Annotated in this window: 10 protein-coding genes; 4 read left to right on the forward strand and 6 right to left on the reverse strand. The window is 72.2% G+C overall.

Annotated features, from left to right (window positions below):
• Positions 1-103 precede the first annotated feature (103 nt).
• The gene (locus AVME950_RS14495) at positions 104-1,228 is read right to left on the reverse strand and encodes a hypothetical protein (RefSeq protein ID WP_284430348.1); all 1,125 of its coding nucleotides are present in this window, start codon (positions 1,226-1,228) and stop codon (positions 104-106) included.
• Between the two features lie 218 nt (positions 1,229-1,446).
• On the opposite strand from AVME950_RS14495, the gene AVME950_RS14500 reads away from it, so the two are divergent.
• On the forward strand, positions 1,447-1,977 hold the full coding sequence (locus tag AVME950_RS14500; RefSeq protein ID WP_284430349.1) for a GNAT family N-acetyltransferase: 531 nt from the start codon (positions 1,447-1,449) through the stop codon (positions 1,975-1,977).
• A 39-nt stretch (positions 1,978-2,016) separates the two neighbouring features.
• On the opposite strand, the gene AVME950_RS14505 is transcribed toward AVME950_RS14500, so the two are convergent.
• Positions 2,017-3,027: a LysR family transcriptional regulator gene (locus AVME950_RS14505; RefSeq protein WP_284430350.1), complete on the reverse strand. Its 1,011-nt coding sequence runs from the start codon at positions 3,025-3,027 to the stop codon at positions 2,017-2,019.
• A 169-nt stretch (positions 3,028-3,196) separates the two neighbouring features.
• On the opposite strand from AVME950_RS14505, the gene AVME950_RS14510 reads away from it, so the two are divergent.
• The gene (locus AVME950_RS14510) at positions 3,197-4,105 is read left to right on the forward strand and encodes an oxidoreductase (RefSeq protein WP_284430351.1); all 909 of its coding nucleotides are present in this window, start codon (positions 3,197-3,199) and stop codon (positions 4,103-4,105) included.
• A gap of 80 nt (positions 4,106-4,185) precedes the next feature.
• Here the strand turns inward: AVME950_RS14510 and AVME950_RS14515 are convergent, their stop codons facing one another.
• A complete protein-coding gene (locus AVME950_RS14515; RefSeq protein WP_284430352.1) occupies positions 4,186-6,555 on the reverse strand; it encodes an ATP-dependent DNA helicase in 2,370 nt (789 codons plus the stop codon).
• Positions 6,555-7,463, reverse strand: a complete 909-nt coding sequence (locus AVME950_RS14520) for a hypothetical protein (protein WP_284430353.1) — start codon at positions 7,461-7,463, stop codon at positions 6,555-6,557. The genes AVME950_RS14515 and AVME950_RS14520 overlap by 1 nt, the downstream gene beginning before the upstream one ends.
• 199 nt (positions 7,464-7,662) lie before the next feature.
• On the opposite strand from AVME950_RS14520, the gene AVME950_RS14525 reads away from it, so the two are divergent.
• The gene (locus AVME950_RS14525; RefSeq protein ID WP_284430354.1) at positions 7,663-8,895 is read left to right on the forward strand and encodes a serine hydrolase; all 1,233 of its coding nucleotides are present in this window, start codon (positions 7,663-7,665) and stop codon (positions 8,893-8,895) included.
• Positions 8,777-9,949 (forward strand): serine hydrolase, encoded by a 1,173-nt coding sequence (locus AVME950_RS14530; protein ID WP_284430355.1) that lies wholly within the window; start codon positions 8,777-8,779, stop codon positions 9,947-9,949. Before AVME950_RS14525 ends, AVME950_RS14530 begins: the two co-directional genes overlap by 119 nt.
• A gap of 90 nt (positions 9,950-10,039) precedes the next feature.
• Here AVME950_RS14530 and AVME950_RS14535 read toward each other — a convergent pair whose 3' ends face one another.
• Together AVME950_RS14535 and AVME950_RS14540 are read right to left on the reverse strand one after the other, a co-directional pair.
• Complete coding sequence (locus AVME950_RS14535) at positions 10,040-11,074, reverse strand: hypothetical protein (protein ID WP_284430707.1); 1,035 nt, start codon at positions 11,072-11,074, stop codon at positions 10,040-10,042.
• 16 nt (positions 11,075-11,090) lie between these two features.
• A complete protein-coding gene (locus AVME950_RS14540) occupies positions 11,091-13,049 on the reverse strand; it encodes a RecQ family ATP-dependent DNA helicase (protein ID WP_284430356.1) in 1,959 nt (652 codons plus the stop codon).
• Positions 13,050-13,324 lie beyond the last annotated feature (275 nt).

The following is a 13,324-nucleotide window of genomic DNA, read 5'->3' on the forward strand; positions in this document are numbered from 1 at the left end:
TGCCCGAGGAGGGTCCGCCCGGCCTACCCGGCCGGCGCCCTTCCCTGGAATGGACCGCCAGCGCCCCACCGGGCCTGGCGGTTTTTTCATGCCCGTACGCCGGTCAGGGCGGCGGGCCGGAGCCCTGCGGCGCATCGCCCGCCGGCCGCGCCGCACCAGCCTCGAAGACCCGCAGCGCCACGCAAAACGGCTGCACGCAGGGCGCCCGGCCCGCATAGGGGCAGCCCGCCGTGTCGCACGCCTCGCCCTGCCCGCTGCGCCCGGCCTCGTCGTCCTCGGGGCGCCAGCCGCTGGCCTGCAGCGCGGCCATCTGCAGCCAGGGATCGGAGCGCTGCAGGGCCAGCATGTCCCGCCCGTACACCACGGCCGCCGCCTGGGCGTGCGGCGCCAGGTCCAGGGCCAGCAGGGCGCTGGTGCGGCTGGCCGCTGCGCCCTCGCCCGACTGCAGCACCAGCGCGAACAGGCCCGACTGCAGCGCCTGCGGGCGGCCCGCGAACACGAGCGGCGGCGAGGCTTCGCCGGGCACCGCCGGGCCGGCACCCGCCGACGCGGGCGACCCCCCTGCCGCGCCCACCGAGGGCTGCTGCTGCAGCCATGCCGCTGGCACCCGCAGCGTGAGGGCGTAGCCGCGCGGGCCATCGGCCGTTTCCACCACGCCCTGGCGCGCCAGCCAGGTCTGCAGGGGCGGCAGCTCGTCCGCCGCGCCCTGCGCCAGGGCCGCGGGCCACGGCTGCGCCACGGCGACCTGCTGCGGCCGCCCCGTGGGTGCCGTGAGTTGCTGCAGCAGCGCGCCGAGCATCTGGCGCAACGGGGCGCCGACGCCGCTGGTGGGCCAGGGCAGGCCCTGCACGGCGGCCGCGCCCGGTGCCGGTGCGGCACCGGAAAGCCCAGCGGCGGGCGCTGCCGTGGCGGGAGCGCCCGGCCCCGGGACGGCCGCACGGGCGGCGGATGCCGCGCCCGCCGGCCCGGTCGCCGCGCCCTCCAGGCTCTGGCGGGCCTGCGGAGAAATGCTGACGCGGTCGGCCGGCGCGGGCAGGGGCGGGCGCTGCGCCGTGGGGGGCAGGGGCAGCGCGCCGGGCACCGGGGTGCCGCCATCGGCACCGCTCGCCGCGGGCACCCCCGAGGCGTCGACGCCGAGCAGGGTGTTCTGCCGCTGCAGCGCCGCTTCGGCCAGCACGCGCACTACCGGGGCGAGCGGCGCGCGGGGCGGATCGATGGAGGCGGACATGGCGTGGAGCGGGGTGAGGGATGGGGATTCGGCCGGCGGTGGGGCGGTGCGTTCGCGGAACTGTGCACCGATTCTGGCGGTTCGCCAACCCGCCTTCGCCGCGCAGGTTGGTATAACGGAACGCATCCCCGCACCGGATCGTGCGCCCGCCCCCGGAAGCCGCCGCGACGGCCCGGCCCCCGGCCCTTCTCGGCCGCCCCGCTTGACCCATGCCCTCCATGCCCCCCGACCTCGACGACCTGCAGTTGCTCCCCCTCACCCCCGACGACGCCGCGCCGTTCGCCGCCCTGCGGCTGCGCGGGCTGCGCGAATGCCCGCAGGCGTTCTCGTCCAGCTACGAGGAAGAGGCCGCCACGCCCCTGGCCGACTTCGAACGCCGCCTGCAGCCCCAGCCCGGCCGGGCCGTGCTGGGCGCGTTCGACGGCGGCACGCTCGTCGCCACCGTGGGCATCAAGCGCGAAGACATGCGCCAGCTCTCGCACAAGGCGTTCCTGTGGGGCATGTACGTGGCGCCCGAAGCGCGGCGCCGGTCCGTGGGGCGGCGCCTGCTGCGCCATGCCCTGGACTACGCCGTCGAGCCGCTGGGCGTGCGCCAGGTCAACCTGGGGGTGACCGCGTCGAACACGGCGGCGGTGGCGCTGTACCGGGCGCTGGGCTTCGTGGCGTACGGCGTCGAGCGGGAGTACCTTTGCGTCGATGGCCAGTACCACGACGAAATCCTGATGGCGTGCCGGCTGCGCCGCGGCTGACACGGGCGCTGCGCCGAGGGGCAGGCCCCGCCTGGCGCATCACCCCGAGCGGGTCGGCGCCCGGGCGGCAGCGGCTTTCTGGCTTTTCTTCAGCGCCTTCGCGTGCGCCGCGCTGGCCCCCGCCAGCTCCTGCGGGCTCAGGCCGAACGCCGGGTTGTCCGCCAGCATGTCCACCGCCAGGTCGATGAAGGCGCGCACCCGCGCCGGCTGGGCCGCACGGCTGCCGTAATAGACATACAGGCCCAGGTGGTGCGCGACCACATCGGTCAGCACCGGTACCAGCCGGCCGCTGCGCACCAGCGGCGCGGCGGTGGTGCCCACCAGCTGTCCGATCGCGTGGCCGCCCAGCACGGCGCGCGCCTCCAGCTCGATGTCGTTGACGCAGAACGCCGGCGCGACGGCGTGGGCCACGATCTCTTCGCCCACGCGGAACTCCCACGGCATGGGCTTGCCCGTGGCGGGGTGGCGAAAACCGCTGCAGCGGTGCCCGGCCAGGTCTTCGATGCGCAACGGCACGCCATGGCGCGCCAGGTACTCCGGCGTGGCGCACACCACCAGCTGCAGCGCCATCAGGCGCCGCGCGACCACCCCGCCCTCGGGCGGGTAGCCGGAGCGAAAGCCCACGTCCACCCGGTCCTCCACCCAGTTGCCGATGCGGTCGTCCAGCTGCACATCGGGCTCCACCTGCGGATAGCGGCGGCAGAACGCGTCCACCACGGGCCAGATGACCTCCAGCATCATCGACCGCGGCGCGGTGATGCGCAGCGGCCCGGCGATCTCCTCACGCCCGCGCCGCGCGCCGTGCACCGCCCGCTGCAGGGTGGCCAGCCCGGGCTGCGCGGCATCGAGAAACCGGCGGCCCTCCTCCGTCAGGCTGAGGCTGCGCGTGGTGCGGTGGAACAGCCGCACGCCCAGGTGCGCCTCCAGCTGCGCCAGCGCCAGGCTGGCCGCCTGAGGCGTGACGCCCTGTGCCGAGGCCGCCTGGCGCAGGCTGCCGAGTTCGGCGGCTTTCGCGAAGGTGGCGATGGCCCGCAGTTCGTTGATGGCCATGGCATTCCCCCTTGATTGACCGTCGATTGACAAGTATTGCTTGCGTATGAATCGAGGGATTATGGGCTAGTGCAATGGCAATGGTGTGCCTAAAGTCCCACCCACGGCAGCCGGATCGACCGGCCTGCCAGACCGAGCAGACCGCCAATAGAAAGCCGAGGACCTTTCCATGACCGCCACCGCTTCCATTGCCACTTCCGCTTCCGCTTCCGCCTCCGCTTCGTCGTCTTCCCATCCCCGCGTCTGGCTGATCACCGGCGCCTCGCGCGGCATCGGTGCCCGCATCGCAGAGGCCGCGCTGGCCCGGGGCGATGCCGTGGTGGCCACCTCGCGCAGCGCGCAGTCCGTCACCCGGCGGCTGGGCACCCACGACGCACTGCTGGCCGTGTCCCTGGACGTGACCGACGAGGCGCAGGCCCGCCAGGCGGTGGGCGCCGCGCTGGAACGCTTCAGCCGGATCGACGTGCTGGTCAACAACGCGGGCTACGGCCTGCTGGGCGCGGTGGAAGAGGCCACCGCCGACGAGGTGCGCAGCCTCTACGACACCAACGTGTTCGGCCTGCTGAACGTGACCCGTGCCGTGCTGCCGACCCTGCGCGCGCAACGCGCCGGCCACGTGATCAACATCTCGTCGCTGGGCGGGGTGCAATCGAGTGCGGGTTTCGGCGTGTATTGCTCGACCAAGTTCGCGGTCGAGGGCCTGACCGAAGCCCTGCATGCCGAGCTGGCACCGCTGGGCATCCACGCCACGGTGGTGGAGCCGGGCTACTTTCGCACCGAATTCCTCGACACGGCGTCGCTGGCGATCTCGCCCCGGGTCGTGCAGGACTACGCCGCCAGCGCCGGCGCCGTGCGCGAGGCGGCCCGCCGCATCCATCGGAACCAGCCCGGCGACCCCGTGCGCCTGGCCCAGGCCATCCTGCAACTGGTGGACAGCCCCGCGCCGCCCCTGCGACTGCCGCTGGGCACCGACACGCTGCAGGCCATTGCCGACAAGCACGCGTTCGTGCAGGCGGAAACCGCCCAGTGGCGCGCGCTGGCCGCGTCCACGGACTTCCCGGCGAACGCGGCCGCATGACCCCGGCGGTGCGGCATCATTTGCTACAAATTGAATAGCAATATGCCCTAGAAGATCTGTGCTGGAGGCCGATTGGAGACCTAACCCTCCACGGCCCACCAAGCCGGCAGCAGCCGCTGCACCTCGGCCCGCGCGAAGCGGTCGTCGATCAGGTGCACCACGCCCTCGTCGCTGGGCGAGCGGATCACGCGGCCGGCCGCCTGCACCACCTTCTGCAGGCCCGGGTAGAGGTAGGTGTAGTCGTAGCCCGCGCCGAAGAGGGCATGCATGCGCTGGCGGATCTGCTCGTTCACCGGGTTCATCTGCGGCAGCCCGAGCGTGGACAGGAACGCGCCGATCAGGCGCCGGCCCGGCAGGTCGATGCCCTCGGAGAACGCGCCGCCCAGCACGGCGAAGCCGATGCCCTCGCCGCCCTCGGTGAAGCGCGCCAGGAACTCGCGCTGCCCGGCCTCCTGCATGCGGCGCGACTGCAGCCAGTGCGGCACCTGCGAGTGGCGCCGCGCGAACGCCTCGGCCACCTGCTGCAGGTATTCGTAGCTGCTGAAGAACGCCAGGTAGTTGCCCGGCCGGTCAGCGAACTGCTGCGCCATCAGGTCCGCGATCGGCACGAGCGAGGCGGACCGGTCCGGGTAGCGCGTGGAGATGTGGCGGGCCACGGCCACGCGCAGCTGGGCGGCCTGGAAGGGCGAGGCCACGTCCACGCCGGCATGGCCGGTCGGCAGGCCGAGCAGGTCGGCGTAGTAGCGCGCCGGCTGCAGCGTGGCGGAAAACAGCGTGCTGGTGTGCGCCGCCGCGAAGCGCGGCGCCAGGAACGGCGCCGGCACCACGTTGCGCAGGCAGACCACCGAGCTGCCGGGCGCGCCGCCGGGGGCGCGGGCCACATCCACCATCGAATGCGTGTCCAGGCACTCGGCCAGCCGCTGGGTGTGCAGCAGCTCCAGGTAGAAGGCCTGCAGCGCCGGGTCCATCTGCTCGGGGTGCTCCGCGAAATGGTCGGCCAGGGCGCTGCCGCACTGCTGCAGCGCGGCCAGCAGCGCGGCGGGGAAGGCCTCGTGCACGGCGTAGGCCCCCGGCTGCGCCTTGTCCAGCGCCACCCAGGCGCGGCGCACCTTGTCGAGCGCCTTCTTCACCGCCGGCACGCGGGCGGCGGTGTCCGAATGCCGCGCCTGGTAGAGCGAATCGGGCAGCAGCTCGGCCGTGTACATGCGGCGGCCGCGCTCCACGAGGTTGTGCGCCTCGTCCACCAGCACCGCCACGCGCCACTGGTTGGCCTGGGCCAGGCCGTGCAGCAGCGCGCCGGCATCGAAGTAGTAGTGGTAGTCGCCCACGACCACGTCGGCCCAGCGGGCGAGCTCCTGGCCCAGGTAGTAGGGGCACACGCCGTGGGCCAGGGCGGCATCGCGCACGTGGGCCTGGTCCAGCAGGGGCCGGTCGCCGCCGCCCGCCGTGGGCGAAAGCGCTGCCGCGCGCGCGTCCGGCAGGCGGTCGTAGAAGCCCCGGGCCAGCGGGCACGACTCGCCGTGGCAGGCCTGCCCGGGGTGCTCGCAGGCCTTGTCGCGCGCGATCATCTCCAGCACGCGCAGCGGCAGGCGGCCGGCAGGCGCCGGGGCCTGGGCGCCATCGCCCCCCGGTGCAGCGGCCGGGTCCGCCACCGGCTGCGCCGCTGCGATGCGGGCCAGCGCATCCAGCGCCACCTGCCGGCCCGAGGTCTTGGCGGTGAGAAAGAACACCTTGTCCAGCCGCTCGCCGGGCGCCGCCTTGAGCAGCGGGAACAGCGTGCCCACCGTCTTGCCGATGCCGGTGGGCGCCTGCGCCAGCAGGCAGCGCCCGGCGGTGGCGCTGCGGTACACAGCCTCGGCCAGGGGCCGCTGCCCGGTGCGAAAGCCTCCGAACGGAAACACCGCCGCGCGCAGCGCCGCATCGCGCGTGGCGCGGTGGGCCGCCTCCTGCTCGGCCCAGCCGAGAAAGCGCTCGCACTGCGCCTCGAAGTGGGCGCGCAGGGCGTCGGCCGTGCAGGGCTCGACCAGCACCGTCTCCTGCTGGCTGCCGATGTCGAAGTACACCAGCGCCACGTCGATCCGCGCGAGCTGCCGCGCCTGGCACAGCAGCCACCCATAGACCCTGGCCTGCGCCCAGTGCAGCGCGCGGTGCGAGTCGGGCTGCCGGTCCAGCCGGCCCTTGAAGGTCTTGACCTCGTCCAGCCGGCCCGCGGCGGCATCGAACCCGTCGGCCCGGCCGCGCACATGCAGGTGTCGGTAGTGGCCTTCCAGCGCCACCTCGCTCTCGTAGCCCGGGCCGGCGCCCGCGCCCCGGCCCGCCATGCGCCGCTGGGCCACGGTGGCATGGCCGGCGATGCCTTCGAGCGCGGTGGGCGCGGGGGTGAAGCGCAGGTCCAGATCGCCCTGCTTGGCCGTGAACTCGCACAGCTCGCGCACGGCCACGGTGTACATCAGGCCGTGCCCTCGCAGGGGTCCGGCGCCGGGCCCTGGACCGCATTCCGCGAAAGGTCGGCATCCTCCAGGCCAGCGAGCCCCTCGCCCAGCAGCCCCTGCGCCGGCTCGCCCTCGCTGCGCAGCGGCGTGGCCTTGCACAGCGCCATCCAGACGGCGAACGGCAGGCTGCAGCCCGCGTGGCGGGCGGGGCGCAGCAGCTCGAACCGGCCGTGGTCGATCTCGCCGTGCAGCACCCACACGCCGAACGGCTCGGGAATCTCCTCGGGCGCGGCCATGCCGGCCGGGAACACGTAGTAGCACTCCTCGCACAGCCACTGGTAGGCCTGCCGCTTGGCGCCGTGCCGCAGGTCGGACAGCAGGTCGGCGCGGCTGGCCTTCACCTCGTGCACCATGGGCTGCAGGTAGGCGGGCACGGTGGTGTTGCGCACCGAGAACAGATCGGGCCGCGCCATGCGCCACACCTGGGCGGCGGCGCGGGCCGGGGGCGCATCAGCCTCGTCGTCGGCCCAGAGCCGCCCCGGTGCCGCGGCACGGCCCGCCACCGGCGCTGCGGCGGGCCCTTCGGCGGCCAGGGCCACCTCCGGGGGCGCCGGCTCGATGGCGGCGCGCAGCGACAGCTCGCGCCAGACGATGCGGCCGGCGCCCAGCAGGTGCTCGGCAAAGCGCTGGGCCAGCCGGTCGTGCGCGCTCAAGGCCCGCAGGCCGCGCTGGCGGGCCTCGGCCAGCCACTGGATGCCCGCGTCCGTCAGGCGCAGCACCGCGTGGCCCTCGGGCGCGGTGTGCAGCGCGACCATGCGCGCCGCCAGCAGGTCGATCTCCAGCGCGTCCTGGCAGGGCCAGCCGGCCGAACGCCAGATCTGCATCAGGCGGGTGCGGTGGGAACGGGTGAGCGTGGGCTCGGGCATGGTGGGAGGCGGTGGGGGCCCGGGTGCGGGGGGGTGGGGGCGAGAGTGCGCGAAGGCACTGATTATAAAAACAGTGCCCGCCACCTGCCATGCGCTCCTGTCCCACACCCACGCCGCACGGGGTGTTACGCCGCCGGGCCAGGGGCCGGTGTACCTTGGCGGCTTCGCATTCCTTCCCGGTTGTCCCCATACGCCACGCATGCCCTCTACCGCCTTCGCACGCTTGCGCCCCATCGCCCTGGCCTGGACCGCAGGGGCGGCATTGATGCTGCCGCCGCCCGCGCTCGCCACGCCGCCCGACCCCTCGCCCCCGGCAACCACCCCTGCGCCGCCCTGGGCCAAGGCCCTGCAGCGCGAGCTGGACCGCGTCGCCGCGCACAGCAGCGCGGCCTTCGGCGTGCACGTGCGCGACCTGGACACGGGGCAGTCCTTCTCCTTTCACGGCGAGGAGCGCTGGTACCTGGCCTCGTCCATCAAGGTGCCGGTGGCCATCGCCGTGCTGCGCGGCGTGGAGCGCGGCGACTACACGCTGGACACGCCGCTCACCCTGCGCGCCACCGACTACGTGGACGGCGCCGGGCCCGCCAAGAACCAGCCGGTGGGCGCGGCGCTCAGCGTGCGCTGGCTGCTGGAGCAGATGATCGTGTACAGCGACAACACCGCCAGCGACATGCTGATCGACCTCGTCGGCCTGCGCGAGGTGAACGCGCTGGTGCAGTCGGTGGTGCCGGGCGGCTTCGAGCGCATCACGCACCTGGCGGATGTGCGGCGCCAGGCCTACGCCCAGCTCACGCCCGAGGCCGTGCACCTGTCGGGGCGCGACTTCATCGCGCTGCACCAGCAGCGCACCGATGCCGATGTGAAGGCCACCCTCGCACGCCTGCTGCGGGTGCCGGCCGATGGCCTTCGGCCCCTGTCGGTGGACAAGGCCTACGAGGCCTACTACGCCAGCGGGCTCAACTCCGGGCGGCTCGATGCGTACGCCGAACTGCTCGCGCAGCTGGTGGAAGGCAAGCTCCTGGAGCCGCGCCACACGGCCTACCTGCTGGGCGTGATGGAACGCGTGAAGACCGGCCCGAACCGCATCAAGGCCGGACTACCCACCCGTGCGCGCTTCGCCCACAAGACCGGCACGCAGCGCGCCCGAACATGCGACTCGGGCCTCGTGACGGTGCCGCGCCTGCCGACAGACCGGCGCGTGATCGTGGTGGCCTGCACGCGCGGCGAACTGTCCACGGCCCGGTCCGACCGCACGCTTCGGCAGGTCGGCATCGCCCTCTGCCAGTCGGGCCTGTTGTCGGATGGAAAACCCCATGAAACTCCCTGCCAAACCGTGCCGAGCCGCGCCGCGGCCCCTTCCGGCACCACGGGCCCGGGGGGCCACCCTGGCCCTGCTGGTCCTGGCGCTGGCGTGGACGACGACCCACCCTGAGCCCGCCCATGCCGCGCCCGCCTGGGCCGATGCGCTGCGACAGCAGGTGGAACGCATCGAACAGGCCACGCCCGGCCAACTGGGCCTGTACGTCAAGCGGCTCGACAACGGCGAGACCTTCGCGCATGCGGCCGACCGGCCCTGGTACCTGGCCTCGTCCGTCAAGCTGCCGGTGGCGATCGCCGTGCTGCAGGAGGCCGAGGCCGGCCGCCTGCGCCTGGACCAGCAACTCGTGGTGCAGGCGCGCGACAAGGTCGACGGCTCGGGCGCCGTGGTCTGGCAGCCCGAAGGCACGCGCCACAGCGTGCAATCGCTGCTCCAGCGCATGCTGATGGAGAGCGACAACACCGCCGCCAACATGCTCATCCGCGCCGTGGGCGAAGACACACTGAACCAGCGCGCGCAGGCCCTGCTGGGCGGCCGCGGCGTGGGCCGCATCACCAACTTCACCGAGGTGCGCTACCAGGTCTATGCCGAGGCCCACCCCGACGCGCGCCGGCTCTCCAACATGGACCTGGTGCGCATCGCAGGCGCCCCCGTGGGTCCCAAGCGCCTGCAGGCGCTCGCCCGCACGCTCGGCGTGGCGCCCTCCGCGCTGCGCGTGCAGACCCTGGACGAGGCCTACGACCGCTACTACCGCACGAACCACAACACCGCCACGCTGGAGGGCTACGGCGCCATGCTGGAAAAGCTGGTGCGCGGCCAGCTCGTCTCGCCGGCGCACCAGCAGCTGCTCTACAAGGACCTGAAGTTCGACACCTACGACGCCTACCGCCTGGAGGCCGGCCTGCCGCGCACCGTGCGGTTCATCCACAAGACCGGCACGCAGCTGCACCGGGCCTGCCACATGGGCGTGATCGACCCGCAGGACAACGGGCGCAACGCCATCGTGGTGGCCGCCTGCGCCGAGGGGCTGGACGAGATGAAGGAGGCCGGCAAGGCCTTCGAACAGGTGGGCCGCGCGATCACGCAGACGATGCTGCAGGACCGGATACCGGCCAAGGGCCGCGGCACGCCTGCGGGCCCCCAGGCGGGAAGCAGGCCGCCGGTCTAAGCCGCCTGCAGCCGTGCGGCGCGCTGCGGTTGCGTGGCACGCTGTGATTCCATCGCCGTTGTGATCCAACAGCTTCCTCTGTGCAATGGCTTATGGGGTGGGGGATGAACGGGGTGTCAATCGGCTGAGCGGGTACTGCCGTGCTTGGATGCCTGCTTGGCACTGAATCAGACGTTCTCTCTCGGCGGTGGCCTGCGTCGGCTCCGCCGCGAGGGTGATCAGCGCGTAGCGGTGGGGTACGAGGCCTTTGCCTGGCCAGGTATCCACCGCGCCGTACCCCGCAAAACACGCAGAAGCGGCGCGTGCGGCACGGGCCGCACGAACGGTGGGGTACGAACCTGCCACCACTGCCAGCACAGTGGGAGCAGATGGCCTTTCGGAAAACACCTGCCGTCTGGCATCCCAGGCCAACTGGTAGGCGGACACCTTGTCGGGCACGTCGTCATCACGGGAGACAAACATGGAAAGGTACACAGGAGCGTCGCCTGGCGCCGCCATGACTTGGGAGACATAGGGGCCTTGCGGTTCGCTGCGCGACCACGCCCTCTTCAGAGCACCCCGAGAGGCTACGTACAGCGTGTGACGGCGCTTGGGGTGGTCGAACCCGGCCATCTGCGTGACCAGCAAAGCGCTCGCACCAGCGGGGTTGCCCGGCTCCAGCGGCACGGCACTCGCCGCCGCAGTGACCGTATTTTCCTCCTCTCCGGTGGACCAGACGCGGGGCCCGGTGGTGTTTGCCAGAAACGGCGCAGCCCCCGGCTTCGGAACGTGCAGCGGCCGCGCGGGCGCTGCGAAAGCAGGCCAATCGAGCGCTGCGCTATCCCGCTTGGAGACGACCGCCCGGCCTGTGGCGAAGGCACCCCGGGCATGCTCTGCGCTGGACAACAGGCGAACCTCGAAAGGACAAGTCCCGCCGCTGCATGCGGAGAGGGAAAGTTCATAGGCCTGCCGCTCCTTCTCAAGCACGGCCTGTCCATGCACCGGAAAAGACTCCAGCACTTGGCTGGACCGAACGTCCTGCGCGAATGCCACGCCCGCTCCCAACGCCACGATCAGAAAGCACGCCAGAACCCAAGCCGCACGGCAGGCCATGCGCCGCAGCGATGGGCGGGACACCGCAGGCATCGTCAGCAAGACGGCATCAATGAGCTTCGTCCCCCTGCCCGCAAACCCGCAGCACCTCGGCCCCATACGCCTCCATCTTCTTGGCCCCCATGCCGCTGATGCCCTGCAGATCGTCCAGCGTGGACGGGTTGCGTTCGGCGATCGCGGCCAGGGTGGCGTCGTGGAAGATCACGTAGGCGGGCAGGTTGTGCTCCCGCGCGACCTCGGCGCGCCAGGCCTTGAGGTTGATGAAGCGCACCTGCGCGTCCGGCCCCAGGTTGGCCGCGGCGGCCGGGGGGGCGGCGCTGCGGCGCGTGCGCCGGGCCGGCGTGGCGGCCGTGGATTCGCGCAGCTGCACCGGCGTCTGGCCCTTGAGGACCGGGCGCGAGCCGTCGGTGAGGCTGAGCGTGTCGAAGCTGTGGCCGCTCTCCAGCATCACCTTGTGCAGGCCCACGGCGCCGGTGGCCAGCAGCTGGCGCAGCACGCCGCGCAACTGCGCCTCGGAGTAGTCCTTGCCCAGGCCGAAGGTGGAGAGCTGGTCGTGGCCGAACTGCTTGACCTTTTCGGTGTCCTTGCCGCGGACGATGTCCATGATGTGCCCGGTGCCGAAGGTCAGGCCGCTGGCCTCGTGCACGCGGTAGATGGTGGACAGCAGTTTGCGCGCCGCATCCGTGCCGTCCCACACCGCGGGCGGGCTGATGCAGTTGTCGCAGTTGCCGCATGTGGCCCCCACGCTCTGCACTTCGTGTCCTCGCTGCCCCCCAAGGGGGCTGCTCGCGCCTTGGGGCGGCCCGGCGGCGCTCGATGGCTCGCCATAGACTTCGCCGAAATAGCCCAGCAGCCGCACGCGCCGGCAATCGGTGGCCTCGGCCAGGGCCAGCAGCGCGTCGAGCTTGCCGCGCATGACCTGCTTGAATTCCTCGCCCGCCGGGCTTTCGTCGATCATGCGGCGCTGGTTCACCACGTCCTGCAGGCCGTAGGCCATCCAGGCGTCGGCCGGCAGGCCGTCGCGGCCGGCGCGGCCGGTCTCCTGGTAGTAGCCCTCGATGTTCTTGGGCATGTCCACGTGCGCGACGAAGCGCACGTCGGGCTTGTCGATGCCCATGCCGAAGGCGATGGTGGCCACCATCACGATGCCCTCCTCGCGCAGGAAGCGGTCCTGGTTCTGCTGGCGCACTTCGGGCGGCAGACCCGCGTGGTAGGGCAGCGATTTCAGGCCCGCGTCCACCAGCGCTGCGGACATTTCTTCGACGCGCTTGCGTGACTGGCAATAGACCACGCCCGCGTCTTCGGGGTGTTCGCGCTCGATGAAGCGCAGCAGCTGCGCGAGCGGCTCCTTCTTTTCTTCGATGCGGTAGCGGATGTTGGGCCGGTCGAAGCTGCTGACGAAGTGCTGCGCGCCTTCGAGCTGCAGCCGCTCGACGATGTCGGCCCGCGTGAGCGCATCGGCCGTGGCGGTGAGCGCGATGCGCGGCACGCCGGCATAGCGCTCGTGCAGCACGGTGAGCGCGCGGTACTCGGGACGGAAGTCGTGGCCCCACTGGCTCACGCAGTGCGCCTCGTCGATGGCGAACATCGACAGTTGCCCGCGCTGGTGCAGGCCGTCCAGCAGCTCCAGGAATCGCGGCGTGGTCAGCCGCTCGGGCGCGGCGTAGAGCATGGTGATGTCGCCGCGCGCCACGCGCTTTTCCAGCTCCTGCGTCTGCTGCCAGTCGAGCGTGGAATTGAGGTAGGCCGCATCGACGCCCGCCTCGTGCAGCGCGCCCACCTGGTCGTGCATGAGCGCGATGAGCGGCGAGACGACGATGGCCACGCCCTGCCCCGCATCGCGCCGCACGATGGCCGGTACCTGGTAGCACAGCGACTTGCCGCCGCCCGTGGGCATCAGCACCAGGGCGTCGCCGCCGGCGATCACGTGCTCGACGATGGCCTGCTGGGGGCCGCGGAACTGGTCATAGCCAAAGACGTCGTGCAGAACGAAATGCGCGGGGGACAAAATCGAATACTCTCTTTTTGATAGCAGATCGCCCTAGTGGAATATGCACTAGAGGCCGATTGGATGGGAATTTCCCGGCCCCGCCGCGCCAGGCGGCCCACCAGGAAAGGCGCTTATTGTGCGCCGGCCCCGCGCACCCGCCACCGGCCGGTGGCCCCCAACGATTCGCAACGCGAATGGATCGCTCCGATTATTCAATTGGACGCGAATCGCTGCGCCGGACAAGATGCCTTCAGCCCCGGCACAGGGGCATGGCCTACCGACCCAGGAGACAA

This window comes from Acidovorax sp. SUPP950, from assembly GCF_030158935.1.
Taxonomy (GTDB): domain Bacteria; phylum Pseudomonadota; class Gammaproteobacteria; order Burkholderiales; family Burkholderiaceae_C; genus Paracidovorax.